Source organism: Streptomyces sp. NBC_00490, assembly GCF_036013645.1.
GTDB lineage: Bacteria > Actinomycetota > Actinomycetes > Streptomycetales > Streptomycetaceae > Streptomyces > Streptomyces canus_F.
Window position 1 is genome coordinate 7,772,294 of record NZ_CP107869.1, and the last position, 24,469, is coordinate 7,796,762.

24 protein-coding genes and 1 pseudogene are annotated in these 24,469 nt (G+C 70.7%); 9 read left to right on the plus strand and 16 right to left on the minus strand.

All coding sequences use genetic code 11. The annotated features are described in order from the left end of the window. Nucleotides 1–37 precede the first annotated feature (37 nt). Entirely contained in the window at nucleotides 38–760 is a 723-nt protein-coding gene (locus tag OG381_RS35470) for a 3'-5' exonuclease (protein ID WP_307024472.1), read from the plus strand. Between the two features lie 18 nt (nucleotides 761–778). Here OG381_RS35470 and OG381_RS35475 read toward each other — a convergent pair whose 3' ends face one another. Next, nucleotides 779–1,642 carry a phosphotransferase enzyme family protein gene (locus OG381_RS35475; protein WP_327720076.1) on the minus strand — a complete coding sequence of 288 codons (864 nt, stop codon included), beginning with the start codon at nucleotides 1,640–1,642 and terminating at the stop codon, nucleotides 779–781. A 199-nt stretch (nucleotides 1,643–1,841) separates the two neighbouring features. Between OG381_RS35475 and OG381_RS35480 the strand changes: the two genes are divergently transcribed. From OG381_RS35480 to mgt, 4 genes and pseudogenes are all read left to right on the plus strand, one after another. Then, nucleotides 1,842–2,777: a carbohydrate ABC transporter permease gene (locus tag OG381_RS35480; protein WP_327720077.1), complete on the plus strand. Its 936-nt coding sequence runs from the start codon at nucleotides 1,842–1,844 to the stop codon at nucleotides 2,775–2,777. Further along, nucleotides 2,774–3,607: a carbohydrate ABC transporter permease gene (locus OG381_RS35485; protein ID WP_327720078.1), complete on the plus strand. Its 834-nt coding sequence runs from the start codon at nucleotides 2,774–2,776 to the stop codon at nucleotides 3,605–3,607. Before OG381_RS35480 ends, OG381_RS35485 begins: the two co-directional genes overlap by 4 nt. Next, nucleotides 3,607–4,887 carry an ABC transporter substrate-binding protein gene (locus tag OG381_RS35490; RefSeq protein ID WP_327720079.1) on the plus strand — a complete coding sequence of 427 codons (1,281 nt, stop codon included), beginning with the start codon at nucleotides 3,607–3,609 and terminating at the stop codon, nucleotides 4,885–4,887. Before OG381_RS35485 ends, OG381_RS35490 begins: the two co-directional genes overlap by 1 nt. A gap of 22 nt (nucleotides 4,888–4,909) precedes the next feature. Beyond that, nucleotides 4,910–6,149, plus strand: a pseudogene (mgt, locus tag OG381_RS35495) (macrolide-inactivating glycosyltransferase). A 107-nt stretch (nucleotides 6,150–6,256) separates the two neighbouring features. Here the strand turns inward: mgt and OG381_RS35500 are convergent. Beyond that, nucleotides 6,257–8,521, minus strand: a complete 2,265-nt coding sequence (locus OG381_RS35500; RefSeq protein ID WP_327720080.1) for an MMPL family transporter — start codon at nucleotides 8,519–8,521, stop codon at nucleotides 6,257–6,259. 254 nt (nucleotides 8,522–8,775) lie between these two features. On the opposite strand from OG381_RS35500, the gene OG381_RS35505 reads away from it, so the two are divergent. Beyond that, nucleotides 8,776–9,324, plus strand: coding sequence for a DUF1697 domain-containing protein (locus OG381_RS35505; protein ID WP_327720081.1), 549 nt, complete (start codon nucleotides 8,776–8,778; stop codon nucleotides 9,322–9,324). Here the strand turns inward: OG381_RS35505 and OG381_RS35510 are convergent. Continuing rightward, nucleotides 9,293–10,138: a transglutaminase-like domain-containing protein gene (locus tag OG381_RS35510; RefSeq protein ID WP_327720082.1), complete on the minus strand. Its 846-nt coding sequence runs from the start codon at nucleotides 10,136–10,138 to the stop codon at nucleotides 9,293–9,295. The two genes, OG381_RS35505 and OG381_RS35510, sit on opposite strands and share 32 nt — an antisense overlap. A 57-nt stretch (nucleotides 10,139–10,195) precedes the next feature. Here OG381_RS35510 and OG381_RS35515 point away from each other — a divergent pair, with 57 nt between their 5' ends. Both OG381_RS35515 and OG381_RS35520 read left to right on the plus strand, forming a co-directional pair. Continuing rightward, the gene (locus OG381_RS35515; protein WP_327720083.1) at nucleotides 10,196–11,203 is read left to right on the plus strand and encodes a ketopantoate reductase family protein; all 1,008 of its coding nucleotides are present in this window, start codon (nucleotides 10,196–10,198) and stop codon (nucleotides 11,201–11,203) included. 55 nt (nucleotides 11,204–11,258) lie between these two features. Continuing rightward, entirely contained in the window at nucleotides 11,259–11,876 is a 618-nt protein-coding gene (locus OG381_RS35520) for a mycothiol-dependent nitroreductase Rv2466c family protein (RefSeq protein WP_327720084.1), read from the plus strand. Here OG381_RS35520 and OG381_RS35525 read toward each other — a convergent pair. Next, complete coding sequence (locus OG381_RS35525) at nucleotides 11,873–13,156, minus strand: MFS transporter (RefSeq protein WP_327720085.1); 1,284 nt, start codon at nucleotides 13,154–13,156, stop codon at nucleotides 11,873–11,875. The genes OG381_RS35520 and OG381_RS35525 overlap by 4 nt on opposite strands. Before the next feature lie 56 nt (nucleotides 13,157–13,212). On the opposite strand from OG381_RS35525, the gene OG381_RS35530 reads away from it, so the two are divergent. Continuing rightward, entirely contained in the window at nucleotides 13,213–14,196 is a 984-nt protein-coding gene (locus tag OG381_RS35530; RefSeq protein WP_327720086.1) for an ArsR family transcriptional regulator, read from the plus strand. Nucleotides 14,197–14,297: 101 nt separating this feature from the next. On the opposite strand, the gene OG381_RS35535 is transcribed toward OG381_RS35530, so the two are convergent. The 12 genes from OG381_RS35535 to OG381_RS35590 all read right to left on the minus strand — a co-directional run bounded on the left by OG381_RS35535 (nucleotide 14,298) and on the right by OG381_RS35590 (nucleotide 24,400). Further along, nucleotides 14,298–15,047, minus strand: coding sequence for a sirohydrochlorin chelatase (locus tag OG381_RS35535; protein WP_327720087.1), 750 nt, complete (start codon nucleotides 15,045–15,047; stop codon nucleotides 14,298–14,300). A 7-nt stretch (nucleotides 15,048–15,054) separates the two neighbouring features. Further along, nucleotides 15,055–15,939: an ABC transporter permease gene (locus OG381_RS35540; RefSeq protein WP_327720088.1), complete on the minus strand. Its 885-nt coding sequence runs from the start codon at nucleotides 15,937–15,939 to the stop codon at nucleotides 15,055–15,057. Beyond that, nucleotides 15,926–16,711 carry an ABC transporter ATP-binding protein gene (locus OG381_RS35545; protein ID WP_307024443.1) on the minus strand — a complete coding sequence of 262 codons (786 nt, stop codon included), beginning with the start codon at nucleotides 16,709–16,711 and terminating at the stop codon, nucleotides 15,926–15,928. Before OG381_RS35545 ends, OG381_RS35540 begins: the two co-directional genes overlap by 14 nt. 35 nt (nucleotides 16,712–16,746) lie before the next feature. Continuing rightward, complete coding sequence (locus OG381_RS35550; RefSeq protein WP_327720089.1) at nucleotides 16,747–17,850, minus strand: aliphatic sulfonate ABC transporter substrate-binding protein; 1,104 nt, start codon at nucleotides 17,848–17,850, stop codon at nucleotides 16,747–16,749. 231 nt (nucleotides 17,851–18,081) lie between these two features. Further along, on the minus strand, nucleotides 18,082–19,410 hold the full coding sequence (locus OG381_RS35555) for a sulfate adenylyltransferase subunit 1 (protein WP_327720090.1): 1,329 nt from the start codon (nucleotides 19,408–19,410) through the stop codon (nucleotides 18,082–18,084). Nucleotides 19,411–19,412: 2 nt separating this feature from the next. Beyond that, nucleotides 19,413–20,351: a sulfate adenylyltransferase subunit CysD gene (cysD, locus tag OG381_RS35560; RefSeq protein ID WP_327720091.1), complete on the minus strand. Its 939-nt coding sequence runs from the start codon at nucleotides 20,349–20,351 to the stop codon at nucleotides 19,413–19,415. Continuing rightward, nucleotides 20,348–20,911 carry an adenylyl-sulfate kinase gene (gene cysC, locus OG381_RS35565; RefSeq protein WP_327720092.1) on the minus strand — a complete coding sequence of 188 codons (564 nt, stop codon included), beginning with the start codon at nucleotides 20,909–20,911 and terminating at the stop codon, nucleotides 20,348–20,350. Before cysC ends, cysD begins: the two co-directional genes overlap by 4 nt. After that, nucleotides 20,908–21,618 carry a phosphoadenylyl-sulfate reductase gene (locus OG381_RS35570; RefSeq protein ID WP_327720093.1) on the minus strand — a complete coding sequence of 237 codons (711 nt, stop codon included), beginning with the start codon at nucleotides 21,616–21,618 and terminating at the stop codon, nucleotides 20,908–20,910. Before OG381_RS35570 ends, cysC begins: the two co-directional genes overlap by 4 nt. Then, nucleotides 21,615–21,794 (minus strand): hypothetical protein, encoded by a 180-nt coding sequence (locus tag OG381_RS35575; protein WP_307024434.1) that lies wholly within the window; start codon nucleotides 21,792–21,794, stop codon nucleotides 21,615–21,617. Before OG381_RS35575 ends, OG381_RS35570 begins: the two co-directional genes overlap by 4 nt. Beyond that, nucleotides 21,791–23,488, minus strand: a complete 1,698-nt coding sequence (locus tag OG381_RS35580; RefSeq protein WP_327720094.1) for a nitrite/sulfite reductase — start codon at nucleotides 23,486–23,488, stop codon at nucleotides 21,791–21,793. The genes OG381_RS35575 and OG381_RS35580 overlap by 4 nt, the downstream gene beginning before the upstream one ends. 128 nt (nucleotides 23,489–23,616) lie before the next feature. Beyond that, complete coding sequence (locus OG381_RS35585) at nucleotides 23,617–23,700, minus strand: putative leader peptide (RefSeq protein WP_310591794.1); 84 nt, start codon at nucleotides 23,698–23,700, stop codon at nucleotides 23,617–23,619. Nucleotides 23,701–23,827: 127 nt separating this feature from the next. Beyond that, on the minus strand, nucleotides 23,828–24,400 hold the full coding sequence (locus OG381_RS35590; RefSeq protein WP_327720095.1) for a GNAT family N-acetyltransferase: 573 nt from the start codon (nucleotides 24,398–24,400) through the stop codon (nucleotides 23,828–23,830). Nucleotides 24,401–24,469 lie beyond the last annotated feature (69 nt).

Genomic DNA, 24,469 nt, shown 5'->3' on the forward strand with positions numbered 1-24,469 from the left:
ACTGGGGGAAAGCACCACCAAGAAGGGGGGCCGCCACATGGGCTGGCACCAGGAGCTGCTGATCGGCTTCGACCTGGAGACGACCGGAACCGATCCGCGCGAGGCGCGCATCGTGACGGGGGCCGTGATCGAGGTCAGGGCGGGACAGCCCATAGGGCACCGCGAATGGCTGGCGGACCCGGGCGTGGAGATCCCCGCGGACGCGGTGGCGGTCCACGGGATCAGCAATGAACGCGCGGCCACCGAGGGCCGCCCGGCCGACCAGGTCGCGGACGCCATCGCCGACGTCCTGGCGACCTACTGGAAGACGGGGGTCCCGGTCGTCGCCTACAACGCGGCCTTCGACCTGACCCTGCTCTCGGCGGAGCTGCGCCGCCACGGCCTGCCCTCGCTGCGGGACCGCCTGGGCGGCGTCGATCCGGCGCCGGTCGTCGACCCGTACACGATCGACCGGTCCATCGACCGCTACCGCCGCGGCAAGCGCAACCTCGAAGCGGTGTGCGGGGAGTACGGAGTCCCGCTCGACGCCGCTCACAACGCCTCGGCGGACGCCCTCGCCGCGGCCCGGCTCGCCCACGCGATAGCCGACCGCCACCCCAAGATCGCCTCCCTCGGCCCGGCGGAACTGCACCGCCGCCAGATCGAGTGGTACGCGGAGTGGGCGGCGGACTTCCAGAGCTTCCTGCGCCGCAAGGGCGAGGCGGACGCGGTGGTCGACGGGACGTGGCCGCTCAGGGAGTTGGCGGACGAAACGGTCTGACCCTTCGGGGCGAACCGCTCAGAACGGATACCAGCGCACCGTCTCGTCCCCGTCCCGCAAAGACGCCACCCGACGCTCGAACTCGGCCAGCGCCGCCGGGTTGACGGGTGCGTGCTGGGCCACCCAGGCGCAGCTCGCCGTCTCCCGGGCGCCCCGCAGCACACCGCAGCCCTCCCACTCGCGCACGTCCCAGCCGTACGCCTCGGTGAAGGACTCGTAAGCCGCCGCGGGCAGCCCGTAGCGGTCGCGGGACAGGGCCATCACCACCAGGTCGTGCTCGCGCAGGTCGGCGGAGAAGGTCTCCAGGTCCATCAGGACCGGGCCGTCGGGGCCGATGTGCACATTGCGGGGGAGGGCGTCGCCGTGGATGGGGCCGGGTGGCAGCTGCGGGGTGAGCGCGGCCGCGGCCGCCGCGAAGCCGTCCCGGCGCTGTCGGAGGTACGCGGCGTCCGCGGGGTCGACCGCGTCGCCCGCGAGACGCAGCCAGCGTTCCACACCGCCCAGCAGCTCGCGGGGCGGGAGCGCGAAGGCGGGGGAGGGGAGAGCGTGGACCACCCGTAGGAGTTCGGCCAAATCCCGGGGCTCGGCGGGGCGTACGGGATCGGGCAGCCGGCGCCACACCGTCACCGGGTGCCCCTCGACGAGCAGGGCCTTCGGCTCGGCCGCCCGCACCGCCGGCACCTCCGCCTCGGCGAGCCACGCCGCGATGGCCAGCTCCCGGCGCGCCCGGTCCAGGAGTTCGGCGTCCCGGCCCACCTTGACGACCAGGTCACCGACGGCGAACACGGCGTTCTCGCCCAGCGCGAGCAGTCGCGCCCCGGCGCCCGGCCCGGGCAGCACGCCAGCCGCGGCCAATACGTCCCGCGCCCGTGCCTCGTCCATCGTCCGCCTCCGTCTCCTCGGCCCTGCCCGTAACGGATGTCCCGGATGTGCCGATGTGCTCGCGCACACGGCGTCGACTTCCCGCCATCCGTCGGCCAGTCTCGCATTCGTACAGGTCGGACGGTGTGCGCGGTGCCTTGACGACCCATAACCCCTTCACGACCATGACGGAGGCCCACCGGGGGAAGGAGCCGATCACGTGACCACGGTGACCGTGACCAAACGCTCGACGCGGGGAGCGCCACGCGCGGGCGGGGACCGGCGGACGGTGGACCGCGGGGCCTGGTTCCTGGTGCTGCCCGCGCTGATCCCCATCCTGGTGCTGAGCGTCGGCCCGCTGCTGTACGGCATCCTGCTGGCGTTCACGGACTCCCAGTCCGGCCGGACCCGGTCCACGCAGTGGATCGGCACCCTCAACTTCCAGGACCTGCTGCACGACACGCTGTTCTGGGAGTCGTTCCGGATCGGTCTGGTGTGGGCCGTCGGGGTGACCGTGCCGCAGTTCCTGCTCGCCCTCGGACTCGCCCTGCTGCTCAACCAGGACCTGCGGCTGCGATGGCTGGCCCGCGCGCTGGCGATCATCCCGTGGGCCATGCCCGAGGTCGTCGTCGGTGTGATGTGGCGCCTCGTCTACAACCCGGACGCCGGCGTCCTCAACGAGACCCTGCGCGACCTCGGACTCGGTGACGGCCGCGACTGGCTCAGCGGTCTGGGCACCGCCCTGCCCGCGGTGATCGTCGTCGGCATCTGGGCCGGCATGCCGACCACCACGGTCGCGCTGCTCGCGGGCCTGCAGAACACCCCGCGCGAACTGCACGAGGCGGCGGCGGTCGACGGAGCCGGTGCCTGGCGGCGCTTCCGTACGGTCACCTGGCCCGCCCTGAGACCGGTCGCCCTCGCCATGGTCGCCCTCAACCTGATCTGGAACTTCAACTCCTTCGCCCTCGTGTACGTGCTCACCAGCGGCGGACCCGGCGGCCGCACCCGGCTGCCCATGCTCTTCGCCTACGAGGAGGCCTTCCGCTACGGGCAGTTCGGGTACGCGGCGGCCATGGGATGTGTGATGGTCGCGGTGATCTCCCTCCTCCTCGCCGTCTTCCTGGTGGGCCGGATCAGGGGAGGTGACGAGGGATGAGGACCAGCACCGCGGGCCGCGTCGGACAGTACGCCGCCCTGCTCGCGTACCTCGTCTTCCTCGCGTTCCCGTTCCTCTGGCTGCTCTCCACCGCGTTCAAGCCGCCCCGGGAACTGGGCAGTCTGCACCCGACCTGGATCCCCGAGAACCCCACCCTCGACAACTTCCGGCAGGCCTTCGACGAACAGCCGCTGCTGCGCGCCGCGGGCAACTCCCTGCTCGCCGCGCTCGGCGCCGCCCTCGTCGCCGTCCTGATCGCGACCCCGCTGGCGTACGTCATGGCCCGGCACCGCACCCCGCTCGCGCGGGCGGCGACCGGCTGGGTGGTGGTCAGCCAGGCGTTCCCGCTGGTGCTGGTGATCATCCCGCTGTTCCTGGTGCTGAAGAACCTTCAGCTGATCAACTCGCTGTTCGGGCTGGTGCTGGTGTACGTGGTGTGGGCGCTGCCGTTCGCGCTGTGGATGCTCGTCGGGTACGTCCGGGCGGTGCCCGTCGAACTGGAGGAGGCGGCGGCCGTCGACGGGGCCGGGAAGCTGCGGACGCTGGTGTCGGTGACCGCGCCGCTGCTGGCGCCGGGGATCGTGGCGACGGCACTGTTCGCGTTCATCACGGCGTGGAACGAGTTCTTCTTCGCGCTGGTCCTGCTGAAGACCCCGGAGAAACAGACCCTGCCGGTCGTCCTCACCCACTTCATCGGTGCGGAGGGCGTCGCCGACCTGGGCCCGCTGGCCGCCGCCGCGTTCCTGGCGACCCTGCCCTCCCTGGTCGTCTTCGCGATCATCCAGCGGCGGATCACGAGCGGCATGCTGACCGGGGCGGTGAAGAGCTGATGCGTACGCGAGGGATCGTCGCCCTGTGCCTGATCCTGCTGCTCACCTCCTGCACCGGCGGCGGTGACAGCGGTGACGCCGGCACCGTCACCCTGCGCTTCCAGTCCCTGGCCTGGCAGGAGGAGTCCGTCGAGGCGAACCGGCAGCTGGTGAAGGAGTGGAACGCGAGCCACCCGGACGTCAAGGTCGAGTACGTCCAGGGCAGTTGGGACAGCGTCCACGACCAGCTCCTCACCTCCTTCGAGGGTGGCGAGGCGCCGGACATCATCCATGACGCCTCCGACGACCTGGCGGACTTCGCGTACGGCGGCTATCTCGCCGACCTGAGCGACCTGCTGCCCGCCCGGCTCAGGTCGGACATCCCGCAGCGGAGCTGGGACACGACCACCTTCGGTGACGGTGTCTACGGAGTGCCCTTCCTCCAGGAACCGCGGGTGCTGATCGCCAACGCCACGTGGCTGAAGGAGTCCGGCGTACGGATCCCGACACCCGAGGACCCCTGGACCTGGCCGGAGTTCCGGCAGATCACCGACCGGCTGAGCGGCGAGGGGAAGTACGGCGTCGCCTGGCCGCTCAAGGAGCCCGTCTCGGCCACGCTCAACCTGTCCCTGTCGGCGGGCGGACAGCTCTTCCACCGGGGCTCCGACGGCAAGGTGACGATCCGGTTCGAGGAGGGAGACGAGGTCGTGCCGCGCACCATCCACGACCAGGCGAACACCGATGACAGCGCCTCGCCCACCACCCTCGGCAGCGGCGGCTCGGACACCCTGCCCGGCTTCTTCGGCGGCAGGTACGCGATGGTCCCGCTCGGCTTCTCCTACCGCCAGCAGATCGTCCAGCAGGCGCCGAAGGGTTTCGACTGGCAGGTGCTGCCCGCCCCGGCCGGTGCCGACGGGCTCAGCCAGGGCGTCAGCCCGCAGACGCTCTCCGTCGCCGAGGACAGCCCCCACAAGAAGGAGGCCGTCGAGTTCGTCGACTTCCTGCTGCGGCCGAAGAACATGGTGCGCCTCGCGCTGGGCGACTGGATGCTGCCCACCGGCACCGCGGCGCTGAAGGACCCGGCCCTGCGCACGGGCGAGAACGACTGGGCCACGGGGACCGCGCTCGCCGGTCGACTGCGCTCGGCGCCCGCCCAGTCCGTGCGCGGCTACCCCGAGTGGAAGGACAAGGTCGCCACGCCCGCCTTCCAGGAGTACTACAGCGGGGCGATCGGACTCGACGAGCTGCGTGAGCGGCTGGAGAAGGACGGCAATCTGGTGCTCGCCCGCTATCAGCGCTAACCGCGAGGTTCACGAAAACAGTTTGCACGAGACGTATCGTCTCGCCTACGGTCGGCGCCATGACCACTCCCGCACACATCGCCATGTTCTCCATCGCCGCCCACGGCCACGTGAACCCGAGCCTGGAAGTGATCCGGGAGCTCGTCGCGCGCGGCCACCGCGTCACGTACGCCATCCCGCCGGTCTTCGCGGAGAAGGTCGCCGAGACCGGCGCCGAGCCCAGGCTCTGGAACTCCACCCTGCCCGGCCCCGGCGCCGACCCGGAGGCATGGGGCAGCACCCTGCTGGACAACGTGGAGCCGTTCCTCGCCGATGCCGTCCAGGCGCTCCCGCAGCTGATCGAGGCGTACGACGGGGACGAGCCGGACCTCGTCCTGCACGACATCACCTCGTACCCGGCCCGCGTCCTCGCCCACCGCTGGGGCGTGCCCGCCGTCTCGCTCTCGCCGAACCTCGTCGCCTGGGAGGGCTACGAGGAGGAGGTCGCCGAGCCGATGTGGGCGGAGCCGAAGAAGACCGAGCGCGGACAGGCCTACTACGCCCGCTTCCACGCCTGGCTGGAGGAGAACGGGATCACTCAGCACCCCGACGACTTCGCCGGCCGGCCCCCTCGCTCCATCGTCCTGATCCCCAAGGCGCTGCAGCCCCACGCCGACCGCGTCGACGAGACCGTCTACAGCTTCGTCGGCGCCTGTCAGGGCGAGCGCGGCGCGGAGGGCGACTGGCGGCGGCCCGCGGACGCCGAGAAGGTGGCGCTCGTGTCGCTCGGGTCGTCCTTCACCAAGCAGCCCGGCTTCTACCGGGAGTGCCTGAAGGCCTTCGGCGACCTGCCGGGCTGGTATCTGGTGCTCCAGATCGGCGGGAGCGTGGACCCGGCCGAACTGGGCGACATCCCCGCGAACGTCGAAGTGCGCTCATGGGTGCCGCAGTTGGCGATCCTGCGGCAGGCCGACCTGTTCGTCACCCACGCCGGCGCCGGCGGCAGCCAGGAGGGACTGGCCACCGCCACACCGATGATCGCCGTACCGCAGGCCGTGGACCAGTTCGGCAACGCCGACATGCTCCAGGCGCTCGGCGTCGCCCGGCACATCCCCACCGAGGAGGCCACCGCCGAAACGCTGCGGGCCACCGCCCTCGCACTCGTGGACGACCCCGAGGTCGCGCGGAAGCTGAAGGACATCCAGGCCCGGATGGCTGATGAGGGCGGCACCCGGCGGGCAGCCGACCTCATCGAGGCCGAACTGCCCGCCCGCCAGGAGTAGTTCGGACCGTCGCGCCCCCGCGATCGAGGATGTCGGCCGAACAGAGGGCAGGCGAAGGCCCGTTGGTTCCCCCGGGATACCAACGGGCCTTCGGTCAAGGGGCGGAATCAGACGGGGACGCGATCGCCCTCGTCGTCCCGCGCCGACTGCACCACGGCCTCGGACGCCTCGTCGTGCGTGAGGTCCGGCAGCCGGTTCAGCCACTTCGGCAGATACCAGTTGCGCTCACCGAGCAGTGCCATGACCGCCGGGAGCAGCACACCCCGGATGATCGTCGCGTCGATGAGCACCGCGGCCGCCAGGCCCACACCCATCTGCTTCATGGACTGCATGGACAGCGTGCCGAAGATCCCGAACACGGCGACCATGATGACCGCGGCGCTGGTGACGACACCGGCGGTGGTGACCACACCGTGCTGGATCGCGTCCTTCGTCGTACGGCCGCGCAGCCGGGCCTCGCGGATCCGGGAGACCACGAACACGTGGTAGTCCATCGACAGGCCGAACAGGATCACGAAGAGGAACAGTGGCAGCCAGCTGATGATGGCGCCGACGCCCTCCGCGCCCACCAGGGACGCGCCCCAGCCGTGCTGGAAGACGGCGACCAGGATGCCGTACGCCGCACCCACCGACAGCAGGTTCAGCACGATCGAGGTGATCGCGATCGTCAGCGAGCGGAACGACAGCAGCATCAGCAGGAAGGCGAAGACCACGACGAACGCGAAGACCGGGACGACCGCGCCGGTCAGCTGGTCGTTGAAGTCCTTCGACATGGCGACCCCGCCGGTGACCGGCGCCTCGAGGCCGTCGACCTTACCGAGCGTGGCGGGCCGCACCTCGTCCCGCAGCTTGTCCAGGCTCTCGCCCGCCTTGTCTAGGTCGGAGCCGCCGACCAGCGGGACGTACACGAAGGCGAGGTTCTGCGCGTCGTGCAGCTTGATCTCCACCGGGCCGCGCGAGGCACCCGAGGCGATCGCCTCCTGCTTGAAGGCGGCCAGCGCGTTGGTCACCTCCGGGGCGTTGATGTCGTCCGCCTTGACGATCACCTCGGCGGGCTCCGAACCGCCCGGGAAGGCCTCGTTGACCCGGTCGTAGGTCTGCACGATCGGCAGCGAGTCGCCGAACTCCTGGTCCAGCGTGAGGTTCTGGGTCTTCATGCCGACCGCGGGCGCCGCGATCGCGAGCAGCACACCGGCCGCGACGACGACCGAGACCATGGGACGCTTCAGCACACCGCCGAGGACGGCCGTCCAGAACCGGCTCTCCCGGTTGACGGGCCCGCGGTTGCGGCGAAGGCGGCTCTCCGGGTGGAGGAAGGGGATCTTGCCCTTCTCGACCCGGTGGCCCAGCAGCGACAGCACCGCGGGCAGCACGGTGATCGAGCCGACCATGGCGACGGCGACGACGATCAGCGAAGCCAGGCCCATCGCCTCGAAGTCGGCGATCCCCGTGAAGAGCATGCCGGCCATCGCCACACACACCGTGACACCGGAGACGATGATCGCGCGGCCACTGGTGGCGGCGGCTATGCGCAGGGCCGTCTGGGCGTCCCGGCCGGCCTCGCGCTCCTCGCGCTCACGGCGCAGATAGAACAGGCAGTAGTCGACGCCGACGGCCAGACCGACAAGGAGCATCACCGAGTTGGCGACATCGCCCATCGGCATCACATGGCTGACGATGCCCATCAGGCCCATCGTCGCCATGATCGCGGTGACCGCCAGCAGCACCGGCACCAGCGCCGCCACGAGCGCGCCGAAGGCCACGAGCAGAATGCCGAGGGCCACGGGCAGGGCGGAGTACTCAGCCTTCTTGAAGTCGTCGCCGAACGCGTCGTCGAACGTCTTCTGCATGCTGGCGCTGCCGATCTCCTCGATTCGCACCGAGGAGTGGTCCTGCTGCACCTTCTCGACCGCGTTCAGCACCGGCTCGACCCGCTCGAACGCGGTCTCCGCCTCCCCGCGCATGTCGAACTGCACGAGCGCGCTGCGGCCGTCCTTCGAGATTGTGTCGGCGGTGTACGGCGACTGGACGTCCGTGACCTTGCCGGTCCCTTCGACGGCCTTGACGACCGCGTCGACGGCCGCCCGGAACTCGGCGTCCGTCGCCTTCAGCCCACTGCCCTTCGCCTGGACGAGGACCGTCTCACCGGCCGGCTCCTCGATGTCGGCGTCCTTGATGATCGTCGCCGCGGTGTGCGTCTCGCCTTTCAGGCCGCCGCTCTCGTCGACGTCGACCCGGCCCGCCGCCGAACCGAGTCCCATCGCCAGGACCACGAACAGCACCCAGATGCCGACCGCCGCCCAGCGATGCCGGGCGCTCCAGCCGCCGGCCCGGGCCGCAAGGCCCCGCACGCGTGTTTCTCCGTTCCCCATGACGGGCTTGCCCCCTTGATCGAGGTGACGGCCCCCTGCCGCCACCGGACGATGGCGACCCGTGCCGCACACCGTTCGATTCGAAGGTATGGCGCGGATAAAGCCATCTCGTCGTTCTGCCTGGTGAAGTGAGGTGGCCGGGATCGTCCGCTCGGACCCCCCGGACCCTCCTCACTGAGGAGGAGGGTGACCCTTACACCTACCGGCGGCTCTGCGGGGAGGCCGTCGGGGGCAGGCCGCCCTAGGGTGTGCGCATGACGACGTATGCGGCGCTGTTGCGCGGGATCAACGTGGGCGGAGCCAGGAAGGTCCCGATGGCGGAACTGCGCACCCTGATGGAAGGCCTGGGCCACACCGGCGTGCGCAGCCACCTCCAGAGCGGCCAGGCCGTCTTCACCGCCGGCCACGGCGACGAGGAGTCCCTCGCCGCCGAGCTCACGGCCGCGATCGAGAAGCACTTCGGCTTCCCGGTCGACGTGATCGTCCGCGACCACGCCTATCTCGCCGCGATCGCCGACGCCTGCCCCTTCCCGGCCGCCGAACTGGAGGCCAAGCAGCTCCACGTCACCTACTTCTCGCAGCCGGTCGACGCGGACCGCTTCGCGGCGATCGACCAACCGGCTTTCCTCCCGGAGGAGTTCAGGCTCGGCGACCGTGCCCTGTACCTGTACGCCCCGAACGGCCTGGGCCGCTCCAAGCTCGCCGAACAACTCGCCAGGCCACGCGTCAACAAGGGCCTGATCGCCACCACCCGCAACTGGAACACCGTCGTCAAGCTGGTGGAGATGACCGCCGGAGAGTGACCTGCCGCGGGCCCGAGTACACGGTGTACGAGGTCACCGTGTCCGGCACGGACGCCATCCCGTCGGGCACCTCGCCCGCGGCGACCGCGTCCATCAGGGCGAGGTCGTCGGCGGTGAGATCCGCGTCGTCCATGACCTGCCGCGGTCCCCAGCCGTCCCAGGGGAGCGGCTCCACTCCGTTCAGGGCCGCCAGGTCCTGCAGAAGCCGGGCCCGCACGAGCCACAGCCCCCTCAGCCCCGCGACGCTCCAGAACCCGAACGTCGCGGGATCGGCGGCCCCGTCGCGGCACGCCCGCCAGGCGTCCGCCGCCAGGAGGAAGCGGTCGCGGGGTACGTCCAGCGGGTCGAAGGGGATGTCGTACGACGGGTGCGTGACCTGCGGGTCGACCAGCCGCCAACTCCCGTCCGGCAGGCGGTACTCGGTGACCCAGTGGTCTTCGTGGAACCCCGTCACGAAGTAGGTCGCGAAGCCGCCGCGGATCCGCGCGGGCGTCCCCGTCGCCCGCAGCAGTGAGCACAGCAGCAGGGAGAAGTCCCGGCAGGTGCCCACGAACCGCTCGTGCGGCGCGCGTGCCTCGGTGAGCGGCGCGTCCCGGCGCTCACGCAGGATCCGCAGGATCTCGGTGACGTACCGCGACTCGGCTTCCTCGCGCAGCCGTTGCTCGGGGACGGTGTACCCGAACCGCGGTCCCTCCAGCCGATGGATGATCAGATCCCGTACGAGAACGGCGAGTTCACCCGGACCGGACGGCAGGCCGGTGACGTCCAGGTTTCCCGGGTCGCTGTACGGGGTCTGTCGCAGATAGCTGTCCATGGCCGGGGAGTCTCGGCCTTTACCCAGGGACAAGGTCAAGCGTGCGAGGCTCGTCCCATGCGCTACATCATCATCGGAGCAGGGGCGGTCGGCGGCACGATCGGCGGGCGGCTCGCGGGTTCGGGGCACGAGGTGGTCCTGGTCGCGCGCGGCGCCCATCGCGCGGCACTGGAGGACGGCGGGCTGCGGCTGAGGGTGCCGGAGGGCGAACTGACCTACCGGCTGCCGGTCGTCGAGGGTCCCGCCGGGCTCGGCGAGCTGCGCGCTGACGACGTGCTCGTCCTCGCCGTGAAGACCCAGGACAGTGCGGCCGCCCTCCAGACCTGGGGTCCGGCACCGGTCGCGGGCGGCGGTACGGCGGCCGAGCGGCTGCCGCTCCTCTGCGCCCAGAACGGTGTGGAGAGCCAGCGGCTCGCCCTGCGGATCTTCCGCGACGTGTACGGCGTCTGCGTCTGGCTGCCCTGCACCTACATCGAACCGGGCGTCGTCAGCGCCGCGGGCAGTCCGCTCACCGGCATCCTCCACCTCGGCCGCTACCCGCACGGCACCGACGAGACCGCCCGGCTGGTCGCCGCGGACCTGGAGAAGTCGCACTTCGAGGCGCCGGTCACGCCGGACGTGGCGCGCTGGCAGTACGCCAAGCTGCTGGCCAACCTCGGGAACGCGCTGGAGGCCGTCACCGGGCCGATGGAGAGCGCGGAGGCGGTGGCGCTGTTCGAGCGGGTGAAGGCCGAGGGCTCGGCCGTCCTCGCGGCCGCCGGGATCCCGTACGCGGGCACCGAGGAGCAGAAGGCGGTCCGCGGCGACAAGGTCTTCCTCGCCCCGCTCCACGGCACCCCGCGCGGCGGCGGCTCCTCCTGGCAGTCCCTCACCCGCGGCACCGGCACCATCGAGGCCGACTACCTCAACGGCGAGATCGCCCTCCTCGGCCGCCTCCACGGCGTACCGACCCCGCTCAACGACCTGCTCCAGCGCCTCGCCAACACCTTCGCCCGGGAGCGCCGGACAGCGGGCTCGATGCCGGTGGCCGAGCTGATGCGGCTGGCCGACGAAGTGGACCACTGAGAAGCACCATGATTGGGCCGGGATCCTGCACCAATGGGCGACTAGCGTCTGCGCCATGACCACCGCAGAACCCACCCGCGTCGACTTCTGGTTCGACCCGGCGTGCCCCTTCGCCTGGATCACCTCCCGCTGGCTGCTGGAGGTCGAGCGGACCCGTCCGCTCGACCTCCGCTTCCACGTGATGAGCCTCTACCTGCACAACCTCGGCAACGAACTCCCCGACTGGTACCGGGACCTGGTCGACCGCTCGATCGGCCCGGTGCGCGTCGCCGCGGCCGCCGCCGAACGGCACGGCGAGAAGATCCTTCGCGACCTGTACACCGCCATGGGCACCCGGATCCACGAGCGGAAGGCCGAGGACTTCGACGGTGTGATCGCCGAGTCCCTCGCCGAACTCGGACTCCCGGCGGACCTGGCCGCCGCCGCCCACGACCCGTCGTACAACGAGGCCGTACGCCGCAGCCACGACGCCGGCGTCGAGCCCGACTCGGGCGGCTATGTGGGGACGCCCACCCTTCACGTCGACGGGACGGTGTGGTTCGGGCCCGTGCTGCGAGCCGTCCCGCGCGGCGGCCGGTCGGCCGAACTCTTCGACAGCTTCCGGGTGTTGGCCACGGACCCCGACTTCTTCGAGCTCAAGCGGACCCGCACCGGCGGGCTGTCCTTCGACTAGCTCCTGTCGCCGCGCCACTCGCCGTCGCGCTGCGCCCAGCGGACCGTGGGTGCCACCGCCAGCCCCGCGGCCGCGAACAGGACGCCGAGCACCGCCCAGCCCGCCGAACCGTGCTGGATCGCGGTCACCGTGACCAGAGCGGGGCCGGCCATCATGCCCGCCGACATGCCCGCGCCGAACACGCCCTGGTACACGCCGTGGGCGCGGGAGTCGGCGAGCTCGTAGCCGAGCGTCCAGCCGCCCGCCGCGGACAGCACCTCGGCGAAGACCTGCACCACCGCGCCGACGCCCAGCGCGAGCACCGCCCACACCGGCGACAGGCCCGCCGACAGCGCGTACACCGCACAGGCCGCCGCGAGCAGCAGCCCCGAGAGGCCCATCGCCCGTACCGCGGAGGGGACTTGGGAGGCCCTGCGGGCCACCCTTACCTGGAGCAGGGCCACCAGCACACAGTTGAGGATCATCAGCAGGGCCGCCGTCCAGCGCGGCGCCTCGGTCCGCTCGACGATCCACAGCGGCAACCCGACCTCGCTCAGCGTGTACTGCGCGACCAGGATCGCGTTCAGCACGGTCACCGCGAGGAACGGCAGGTCGCGCACCGCCCGCCAGCGGTCGGCGGCCGGGGCACCGGGCGCATGGGCCGTCCGCTCCAGGGCGTGCGGTGCCAACGGCAGCCGGGGGAGCAGCAGGGCGGGTCCCGCGAACGAAAGGGCGTTGACCACGATCACCGTCATATAGGCGCCACGGGTGTCGAGTTGGAGCGCGATCGCACCGAACAGGCCGCCCACGCCCATGAAGACGTTGGTCACCATCCGCAGATAGGCCCGCGCCTCCACCCGGGTCGCCGCGGGCAGCACATCGGCGTAGATCGCGCCCTGCACCCCGCGACTGGCCATCTGCAGACCCGTCGCGCAGACCACCGCGACAAGGAACCCGAGGTACGACTGCACCAGGACGTACGCGGCCGTCGCCACGCCCGTCCCCGCCCACAGCCACGCCCCCACCTGACGGGCACCCCACCGGTCCGCGGCCCGCCCCGCGGGCACACCGGCCGCGACCCCGACCAGGCCCGCGCCCGTCATCCCGAGGCCCACCGAGGTCGCGTCGAGGCCGACGATGCGGGTGAAGTAGAGGACGCCGAGCGGGAAGTAGAGGCCGTTGCCGAGGGAGTTGACGGCGGTGAGCAGGGCGGCGCGGCGCAGGGTCGGGTCGGTGGGGAGCCGCGAGGGACGCAGCTCCTGGCCCGCGGAGGCGGGCACGGCGGCGGGTGTCGTGGTCATGCGGACATCCCACCCGGCGGCCGGCCCGCGCCGACAATGATTTAGCGTGGCACTAAATGATTGAGTTCCGCTTCGAGGTCGGTGACCTCGCCACCACCTCCTTCGCGTACTCCCCGCTCCAGGAGACGGTGTTCTCGCTGCGCTGTCTGCACGACCCGGCCCGCTACCCGCACCACCGGCCGTGGCTGCGCCGGATGCGCCCCCGCCTCGAAGCCCTCGACCACGAACTCCTCACCGCCCTCACCACCCCCTGGCTGTGGGTGCCGGACTTCCTCACCCCGCGCCCCGACCGGGCCCGCCCCGCCTTCGCGGACGAGCTGGACCGGGTCCGCCGTACGCCCCTTGACGTCCTGGAGGCCGACTTCCGTGCCGCCTACCGGACCGGGGACGCGCTGCCGCCGGTCGTCGCCCGGGGGCTCGCCGAACCGGAGGCCTTCCTCGCCCGGGTCGCCGACGCACTCGCCGCCTACTGGCACAGCTGCCTGGTCAGCGACTGGTGGCCCCGCGTGCAGAGCATCCTGGAGGCCGACCTCGCCCACTACGGACGGGTGCTGGCGGAGCAGGGGGCCGGCGCGATGTTCGAGGACCTCGACCGGCGGCTCTCCTGGACCGACGGCCGACTGAGGCTGTCCACACAGGACTTCATGCAGCAGGCGCCCTGGGGCGACACCAGCATCGCTGGACGCGGCCTCGTCCTGCTGCCGACGATGTTCGCCCGCGGCGCCCAGCCCCTGATCGACCCCGACCGCCCGCCGACGCTCGTCTATCCGGCCCGCGGCCGCGCCACCCTCTCCGAGGAACCGCCCCCGGTCACCGACGACGCCCTGGCCCGTCTGCTGGGCCGCCCCAGGGCCGGACTCCTGCTGCTCCTGGCGGAACCGGCCTCGACGACAGAACTGGCCCACCGCCTGAACGTCACCCCGGGCGCGGTGAGCCAGCACCTGGCGGTGCTCTACGACGCGGGCCTGCTCAGCAGGACGCGCCAGGGGAGAGTCGTACGGTATGCGCGTACCGCATTGGGGGACGAGCTGTGCCGCTGAAGGGGCAGTGGCCAAGCGCCCCTTCAGGGGCGCGGGGAACTGCGCGACCAGCCACGACGGCGCCGCAGACGACAGACGGCCCCTCGCGGCCAGCGGAGCGGCTACGCGCCGACGACCGCCAGTGTCGGCACCCGCGCCTCGTCGTACCGCTCCAACAACACCCGCGCCACCTCCGGCGACGGCCCCAGCACATCGGCAAGCACATCCGCCTCGACCGCGCCCCGCGCGATCCGGTCCGGCAGGAAGCCGGGAGCGAGGACATACGGCGCGACGGCCACCCGGGAACACCCCGACTCCCTGAGTTCCCGCACCGCGTCCTGCGTGCGGGGCAACGCCGCGGAGGCGAACGCAGGCCGCACGGCACACCAACCGGTGCGCCGCCACTCCCGCGCGATTTCTGCGATCACTGCGATCGCCTCCGGGTCCGTGGACCCCGCCGAGGCCAGCACGACCCCGGTCGAGGACTTGTCGGCCGGCGTCAACCCGGCCTCGTACAGCCGCCGTTCCAGCGCCGACAGGAGCAGCGGGGACGGGCCCAGCACCTCCGCCTGACGGATCCGCAGCTGCGGCGGCGCGTCCCGCAGGACCGCCGGGATGTCCGCCTTCGCGTGGAACGCGCGCGTCAGCAGCAGCGGCAGGGCGACCACCTCACGGACGCCCTCCGCAGCGAGCGACTCCAACACCCCCTGGACGGAGGGGATGTTGAAGTCCAGGAAGCCGGTCTCCACCCGTACCCCGGGGCGCATGGAGCGCACCCGGCGGACGAGGGCGTGCACCGTCGCGGCGTGCCGGGGGTCACGGCTGCCGTGGGCGATGACCAAAAGGACGGGGCGGACCGGCTTGTTGTGCATGCGAACCTCAGCTCTTCACCAGCAGACCGCGACTGCGCAGCACCCGCCGCTCCAGGGGGCTGAAGACCAGCAGGTCGACGGCGATACCGACGAACAGGATCAGGAAGATGGCCTCGAAGATCATCGGCATGGAGCTGGCATTGCGGCCGTTCTCCAGCAGCGCGCCGAGACCGATGCCCAGATCGGGTGAGGAGGCGATGATCTCCGCCGCCATCAACGAGCGCCAGGAGAACGCCCAGCCCTGCTTCAGACCGGCCAGGTAACCGGGCAGCGAGGCCGGCAGGACGATGTGCCAGGCACCCTTCCACCCGGTCGCGCCCATCGTGCGTCCCGCCCGCAGGAACAGCGGCGGCACCTGGTCGATGCCGGAGACCAGACCGTTGGCGATGGACGGGACCGCGCCGAGCAGGATCACCGCGTACATCATCGAGTTGTTCAGGCCCAGCCACAGGACCGCCGGCGGCACCCACGCCACCGACGGCAGCGACTGGAGGCCCGACAGGACCGGTCCGATCGCCGCGCGCACGAACTTCACCCGGGCCACGATCAGACCCAGCGGGGTGCCGATCGCCAGCGCCAGCAGGAAGCCGAACAGACCGCGCTCCACGCTGGTCCAGATGTAACCGAGGAGCTTGCCCTCCAGCCAGGCGTCCTTGAACTCGGCGGCCACATCGCCGGGAGAGGGCAGCTTGGTCGGGTCGGTGACGATGTCGAGGGTGATCAGCGCCTGCCAGATCACCAGGACCACGGCGGTCGCGACGAGCGGCGGAAAGATCTTCTCGCGGAAGGTCTGCCGGAACGTCGGCCGGCCCGTGACCTGGGTGTCCAGCGCGTCGAGGCCCGCCTCTACGCTCCCGGTCTCCTGGACCGGTGTCGTGTCAGTGCTGGCCATGACGGCGGATCTCCCCACGCAGTACATCGGTGATCTCAAGGGACAGTTCGGCCACGGGCGCGTCCTCGATACGGCGCGGCTGCGGGATGCCGACCGTCCACTCGCGCGCGATCCGGCCAGGGCGCGAGGACAGCAGGATCACGCGCTGAGCGAGCCGCACCGCCTCACGCACGTTGTGCGTCACGAACAGGACGGAGACCCCGGTCTCCTGCCAGATACGGGTGAGCTCGTCGTGCAGCACGTCCCGCGTGATGGCGTCGAGCGCCGAGAACGGCTCGTCCATCAGCAGCAGGCTGCTCTCCTGGCCGAGGGCCCGGGCCAGCGCCGCGCGCTGGCGCATACCGCCCGACAGCTCGTGCACCCGCTTGCCGTACGCGCCCTGCAGCCGCACGAGTTCGAGCAGCGACTCGGCCTTCTCGCGCCGCTCGTTCTTCGGAACTCCCCTGAGCTTGAGGGCGAGTTCGATGTTCTTGCCCGCCGTCAGCCACGGCAGCAGAGCGTGTTCCTGGAACATCAGGGCAGGACGCCCGTCCGTCTTGATGCTGCCCGCGCTCGGGTCGTCGAGACCCGCGACCAGGTTGAGCAGCGTGGACTTGCCACAGCCCGAGGCCCCCAGGAGGGTGACGAACTCGCCCGGTGCGACATCGAGGGTGATGTCGTCGAGGACGAGCTGCTGCCCGGCGGGACCGGCGAAGGACTTCGAGACATGCTCGATCCGGGCGGCGTACTCGACTGACTCGGCCTGCTCGGCCTTGGCAACCGCGGTGGCCATGGTCGTCACCTCCTGGGGACTTAGGGGGTCAGGACTTACTTGACGCCGAGACCGGCGTCGTCGACCGTGCTCTCACCCGCGGCCTTGAGGACCTTGTTCAAAAGCGTGAGGTCGTAGATGCCGTCCAGCAGCGGGTCCTCCAGGAGACCGGCCTTCACCGCGTGCTCCGCCTCGGTGTTGAGGGTGGCGGCCAGCGGGTCGTTGGTGAACTGGATGGACTTCCACGCCGGGTCCAGGACGTCCGCCGGGAGCGCCTTGCCCGAGTCGGCCTCCAGCTGCTTGTTCGCCGCGGCCTTGGCCTCGTCCGGGTTGGCGTTGATCCACTTGTTGGACTCGACCGAGGCCTTCAGGACCGCCTCGACGGCCTTCGGGTGCGCCTTGAGGAACTTCTGCGACACGATGATGTTCGTGATCACGAACTTCTTGTCCGGCCACAGGTCCGCCTCGTCGAGCAGCACCTTGCCGCCCTCGGCGACCAGCTTCGACGCGGTCGGCTCCGGCACCCAGGCGCCGTCGATGGAACCGGACTTGTAGGCGTCCGGGGTGACCTTGTTGTCGGTACGGACCACCGACACGTCGCCCTTGCCGCTCTCGGCGTCGACCTTCCAGCCCTGCTCCGAGATCCAGTTGAGGAACGCCACGTCCTGCGTGTTGCCCAGCTGCGGGGTGGCGATCTTCTTGCCCTTGACGTCCTTGACGGACTTGATCTTCTCCGGGTTGACGACGAGCTTCACACCGCCGGACGCCGAACCGCCGATGATGCGCAGGTTGGTGCCCTTGGACTTGGTGTAGCCGTTGATCGCCGGGGAGGGGCCGATCCAGCCGATGTCGATGGATCCGGAGTTGAGCGCCTCGATCTCGGAGGGACCGGCGTTGAAGGTCGCGTACGACGCCTTGGTGGCGCCGAGTTCCTTCTGGAAGAAGCCCTTGTTCGCGCCGACCAGCGCGGTGGCGTGGGTCAGGTTCCCGAAGTAGCCGATCTTGACGGAGTCGAGACCGTCGATCTTCTTCGCCCCCGCGGCGACCTTGGCGGTGTCGTCGTCCTTGGCGTCGGAGCCGTAGCCGCAGGCGGCGAGGGTGAGAAGGGGGAGCGCGGCTATGACCGCGAAGGTGCGGCGAAGAGCGGATTTTGCAGGCACGGGAGGTGTTCCTCTCGGAGGCCCGGCGGTCACGGTCTCTCAGGTCGTGGCCGGGAGGTCGGCAGGTCTTCGTCTCGTCCGGGACGTCGGGTGGGGGGACGGGGCGCGCAAGCGGTGCGCGTACGTCAGCGCACACATCGCGCCACTCCGCCCTGCCCGCTGCCGAGCGCACCGCTGCCGACGCGGCCGCCCTCCTTCGCGAACGTGGAGTAGATGTCGGGAGAGTTCATGTCAGAAGTCCCACCCGTCGTCCTCGGAGGCGTCCTTGACGGGCTCCGGGGACGCGAACGACTCGCCGACCATGCCCGCGGTGAGCGTGGTGCCGTCGTTGGGGTCGATCAGGATGAACGAACCGGTACGCCGGGAGTCCGAGTAGGAGTCCACCGGCAGCGGCTCCGCGGTGCGGATCTTCACCCGGCCGATGTCGTTGGCGACGAGCTGTCCCGGGTGCGGGTGCAGGGACAGGTCGTCGAGCGTGAGACGGGACGGGATGTCCTTGACGATCGCCTTCACCGTGCGGGTGCCGTGCTTGAGCAGCACCCGGTGACCGACGGTCAGCGGCGCGTCGGCCACATGGCAGACGGTCGCCTCGATGTCCTGGGTGGTCGGCGGGGCGTCCTTGCTGGGCACGATCAGGTCGCCGCGCGAGATGTCGATGTCGTCCTCCAGGAGGACCGTCACCGACTGGGTCGTCCAGGCGATGGAGACCGGCTCGCCGAGCAGGTCGATGCCGGAGATCTTCGAGCTGCGGCCCGAGGGCAGCACGGTCACCGACTCGCCGACCCGGAACGAACCGGCGGCGATCTGACCGGCGTAACCGCGGTAGTCGGGGTGCTCGGCGGTCTGCGGACGGATCACGAACTGCACGGGCAGCCGCGCGTGGCAGTGGCTGAGGTCGTGGATGACCGGGACCGTCTCCAGGTGCTCCAGGACGGTGGGGCCGCCGTACCAGTCCATGTTCGCGGACGGCTCCACCACGTTGTCACCGGCGAGCGCCGAGATCGGGATCGCGGTGACCTCCGGGACGCCTAGTTCGAGCGCGTACGCCGTGAACTCCTCGGCGATCGCGGCGAACACGGACTCCTGGTAGTCGACCAGGTCCATCTTGTTCACGGCGAGGACCACGTGCGGCACCCGCAGCAGCGCCGCGAGGGCGGCGTGCCGGCGGGTCTGCTCGACGACACCGTTGCGGGCGTCGATCAGGATCACCGTCAGCTCGGCCGTGGAGGCGCCCGTCACCATGTTGCGGGTGTACTGCACGTGCCCCGGGGTGTCCGCGAGGATGAACCGGCGCTTGGCGGTGGCGAAGTAGCGGTACGCCACGTCGATCGTGATGCCCTGCTCGCGCTCGGCCCGCAGACCGTCGGTGAGCAGTGCGAGGTCGGGACCTTCCTGCCCGCGCGCGGTCGAGGCGCGCTCCACGGCCTCCAGCTGGTCGGTGAGGACCGACTTGGAGTCGTGCAGCAGCCGGCCCACCAGCGTGGACTTGCCGTCGTCGACGGAGCCGGCGGTGGCGAACCGCAGGAGCGTGGTCTCGGAGAGTTCCGTGGTCGTGCTCATGCTTAGAAGTACCCCTCGCGCTTACGGTCTTCCATCGCGGCCTCGGACATCTTGTCGTCGGCGCGGGTCGCGCCCCGCTCGGTGAGCCGGGAGGCGGCGATCTCGACGATGACGTCGTCCAGCGTCACCGCGTCCGAGTCGACCGCGCCGGTGCAGGACATGTCGCCGACGGTCCGGTAGCGCACCAGGCGCTTCTCGACCGTCTCGCCGTCCTTGGGGCCGCCCCACTCGCCGGGAGTCAGCCACATGCCGGAGCGGGAGAACACCTCGCGCTCGTGCGCGAAGTAGATCTCCGGCAGCTCGATGCCCTCGCGGGCGATGTACTGCCAGACGTCCAGCTCGGTCCAGTTGGACAGCGGGAAGACGCGGACGTGCTCGCCGGGGGCGTGCCGGCCGTTGTAGAGGTTCCACAGCTCGGGGCGCTGGCGGCGCGGGTCCCACTGGGAGAACTCGTCGCGCAGGGAGAACACCCGCTCCTTGGCGCGGGCCTTCTCCTCGTCGCGCCGGCCACCGCCGAAGACGGCGTCGAACTTCTCCGCCTGGATCTTCTCGGTCAGCGGGAGGGTCTGGAGCGGGTTGCGGGTCCCGTCCGGGCGCTCCTTGAGGACACCGCGGTCGATGTAGTCCTGCACGGAGGCGACATGCAGCCGCAGACCGTGCCGCTCGACGGTGCGGTCGCGGTACTCCAGGACCTCGGGGAAGTTGTGCCCGGTGTCGACGTGCAGCAGCGAGAAGGGGATCGCCGCGGGGGCGAACGCCTTCAGTGCCAGGTGCAGCATGACGATGGAGTCCTTGCCGCCGGAGAACAGGATCACCGGCCGCTCGAACTCACCCGCCACCTCGCGGAAGATGTGCACGGCCTCGGACTCGAGGGCGTCCAGGTGGGAGAGGGCGTACGGAGCGTCCGTACCCTCCGCCACCGCCGCAACGGTCGTCGTCATGCCAGTCCCCTCTCGGTGAGCAGCGCGTGCACAGCCGCCGCGGACTCCTGGACGGTCTGGTCCTGCGACTCGATCCGCAGGTCGGGCGAGTCGGGCTCCTCGTACGGGTCGTCGACGCCGGTCAGCCCGGTCAGCTCGCCCGCGGCCTGCTTGGCGTACAGACCCTTCACATCGCGTACGGAGCACACCTCGACCGGAGTGGCCACGTGGATCTCCAGGTACGCCGCCCCGCTCTCCTGGTGGCGCTTGCGCACCGCGTCACGGCTGTCCGCGTAGGGCGCGATCACCGGGACGAGCGCCTTGACGCCGTTGCGGGCGAGCAGTTCGGCGAGGAAGCCGATGCGCTGCACGTTCGTGTGCCGGTCCTCGCGGCTGAAGCCGAGGCCCGCCGAGATGAACTCGCGGATCTCGTCGCCGTCGAGCACCTCGACGAGATGGCCCTCCTCGCGCAGCCGGCCCGCCAGCTCGTACGCGATGGTGGTCTTGCCGGCACTCGGCAGACCCGTGAGCCAGACGGTGGCTCCGGTCGTCACGTGCAACTCCTTCTCGGTGATGGTCATGCGTGCAGCCCGCACTCGGTCTTGCCGCGGCCCGCCCAGCGCCCGGCGCGCGCGTCCTCGCCCTCCAGGACCCGGCGGGTGCAGGGGGCGCAGCCGACGGAGGCGTAGCCGTCCATCAGCAGCGGGTTGGTGAGGACGCCGTGTTCGGCGACGTACGCGTCCACGTCGTCCTGGGTCCAGCGGGCGATCGGGGAGATCTTGACCTTCCGGCGCTTCTCGTCCCAGCCGACGACCGGGGTGTTCGCCCGGGTCGGGGACTCGTCGCGGCGCAGCCCGGTCGCCCAGGCCAGGTAGTCCTTCAGGCCCCGCTCCAGCGGCTCGACCTTGCGCATCCTGCAGCACAGGTCGGGGTCGCGGTCGTGCAGCTTCGGGCCGAACTCGGCGTCCTGCTCGGCGACCGTCCGCGTCGGCGACAGCGTGATGACGTTGACGTCCATCACGGCCTCGACCGCGTCGCGGGTGCCGATGGTCTCCTCGAAGTGGTAGCCGGTGTCGAGGAAGACGACGTCCACGCCCTTGCGGACCCGGGACGCCAGATGGGAGACGACCGCGTCCTCCATCGAGGAGGTCACGCAGAAGCGGGCCCCGAAGGTGTCGACGGCCCACTGGAGGATCTCCAGCGCGGAGGCGTCCTCCAGGTCGCGGCCCGCCTGCTCGGCGAGTGCCTTGAGATCGTCGGTGGTGCGCTCTTCCTGAATCGCGGTCATATCTGGTCTCCCCCTGCGTCGGAGTGCTGAAGGCCCCGGGCGAGCAGCCCGAGGAACTTCAACTGGAATGCGCGGTTGCACGCCGCGCATTCCCAGGCGCCGTGGGACTGCTCGCTCGGACGGAGGTCCTCGTCACCGCAGTAGGGGCAGTAGAAGGGGGCGGCCCGCTCGCTCATGACAGGGCCTCCTCGCTGGCACGCGAGGCCCAGGCGGCGAAGCGCTCGCCCTCCTCGCGCTCGGCCTGGAACCGCTTCAGGACCCGCTCGACGTAGTCGGGCAGCTCCTCGGAGGTGACCTTCAGACCACGCACCTTGCGGCCGAACCCGGCCTCCAGACCGAGGGCGCCGCCCAGGTGCACCTGGTAGCCCTCGACCTGCTCGCCCTGGTCGTTGAGCATGAGCTGGCCCTTGAGACCGATGTCCGCCACCTGGATACGGGCGCAGGCGTTCGGGCAGCCGTTGAGGTTGATGGTGAGCGGCTCGTCGAACTCCGGGATCCGGCGCTCCAGTTCGTCGATCAGCTGCGAGCCGCGCGCCTTGGTCTCGACGATGGCGAGCTTGCAGTACTCGATGCCGGTGCACGCCATGGTGCCGCGCCGGAACGGAGAGGGCTTGGCGGTGAGGTCGAGCGCCTCCAGGGCCTCGACCAGCGGCTGGACCTGCGCCTCCTCGACATCGAGGATGATCATCTTCTGCTCGACGGTGGTCCGTACCCGGCCCGAGCCGTGCGCCTCGGCGACCTCGGCGATCTTCGTCAGTGTGGTGCCGTCGACGCGGCCGACGCGCGGGGCGAAACCGACGTAGAACAGGCCGTCCTTCTGGCGGTGGACGCCGACGTGGTCGCGCCAGCGGCCGGAGGGCTCGGCGGGCGCGGGGCCGTCGACCAGCTTGCGCTCGAGGTAGTCGTCCTCCAGGACCTGGCGGAACTTCTCCGGGCCCCAGTCGGCGACGAGGAACTTCAGACGCGCGCGGGTGCGCAGGCGGCGGTAGCCCCAGTCGCGGAAGATGCCGACCACGCCGGCCCACACCTCGGGCACCTCGTCCAGCGGAACCCAGGCGCCGAGCCGGACGCCGAGCTTGGGGTTGGTGGACAGGCCGCCGCCGACCCACAGGTCGAAACCGGGGCCGTGCTCGGGGTGCTCGACGCCGACGAAGGCGATGTCGTTGATCTCGTGGACCACGTCGAGCAGCGGGGAGCCGGAGATCGCCGTCTTGAACTTGCGCGGCAGGTTGGAGAACTCCTTGCTGCCGATGTACCGCTCGTGGATCTCGTCGATGGCCCAGGAGCCGTCGATGATCTCGTCCTCGGCGATACCGGCGACCGGCGAGCCGATGACCACACGCGGGCAGTCGCCGCAGGCCTCGGTGGTCGACAGGCCGACCGCCTCGAGGCGGTTCCAGATCTCCGGGACGTCCTCGATGCGGATCCAGTGCAGCTGGATGTTCTGCCGGTCGGTGACGTCCGCGCTGCCGCGCGCGAACTCCTCGGAGATCTCGCCGATCACCCGCAGCTGCTGGGTGGTGAGGCGTCCGCCGTCGATCCGCACCCGCAGCATGAAGTACTTGTCGTCCAGCTCCTCCGGCTCCAGGATCGCGGTCTTGCCGCCGTCGATCCCGGGCTTGCGCTGGGTGTAGAGGCCCCACCAGCGCATCCGGCCGCGCAGGTCGTTGGGGTCGATCGAGTCGAAGCCCCGCTTGGAGTAGATCGTCTCAATGCGTGTCCGCACATTGAGACCGTCGTCGTCCTTCTTGAACTGCTCGTTGCCGTTCAGCGGGGTGTGGTGTCCCGCGGCCCACTGACCCTCACCGCGGTGACGGCTCACCTTGCGGCGGGGAGTCGTGGCAGCAGGGTTCTGCGGGGTGGCGGCCATGGTTATTCGTCCTTCGGGACAGGCGGGAAAGCGGCTCTGACCTGCGCGTACGGGCGCATACGTGTACGTGCGCAGCATTGCGCAGGGATGAGACCGATGCGGGAGATGTCGGGCGGCGCTGCGGCTCGCTAGCGCGCCGGACAGATGGCGCTGGACATGCGGCCGAGGTCGACGTGCCGCCGACTCACCAAGGCAATTCCAGTTCCAGACATGACGGAAGCGTGTCACGGCGATCTGGACACAGTCCAGCTTCGTCCATCATGCGGACACCCTGGTCCCGAAGAGTGAGACGAGGGTGGTCTCGATCACATACCGCGCGCGGAGTCTTGTCCGCGCAGGTCAGACCGGGTAGGCGCCCGGCCAGGGCCCCGGAGCGGCCACGTCGGGCTCCTCCTCGACCTTGGTGTCGAAGAGCTTGAAGCCCCGGCGCAGGTAGTTGTCCATGGCGTGCTCGCCGTCCAGGCTGCACGTATGCAGCCAGACCCGCTTCGTCGGCGCCAGCCCCGGCCAGCGGTCCGCGAGGTCCCAGGCGCGGGCGGCGCCGTACGACAGCAGGTGGCCGCCGATCCGGCGGCCCCGGAACGCCGGGATCAGCCCGAAGTAGACGATCTCCACGACCCCGTCGTCCTGCGGCTCCAGCTCCACGTACCCCGCGGGCGTGCCCCGGTCGTACGCCACCCATGTCTCCACGCCGGGCCGGCCCAGGTGCTCCTCCCACTGCCGGTACGTCCAGCCGAGCCGGTCGATCCAGCGGATGTCGCCGCCGACGGAGGCGTACAGGAAGCGGCTGAACTCGGGGGAGGGGACCTCGGAGCGCACGATCCTGACGTCACCGTCCGGCCCGGCGGCCGGGAGGACGTCGGTCGGGTCGGTCTGTTCCAGGGACCAGGTGGTCACGGGGATGTTGGCCATGTCTGCCAGGGAACCATCCGGCCCGATCATCTGTCGAACGGCTCCGTGATCCGCCCGGCGGGCCGTGGT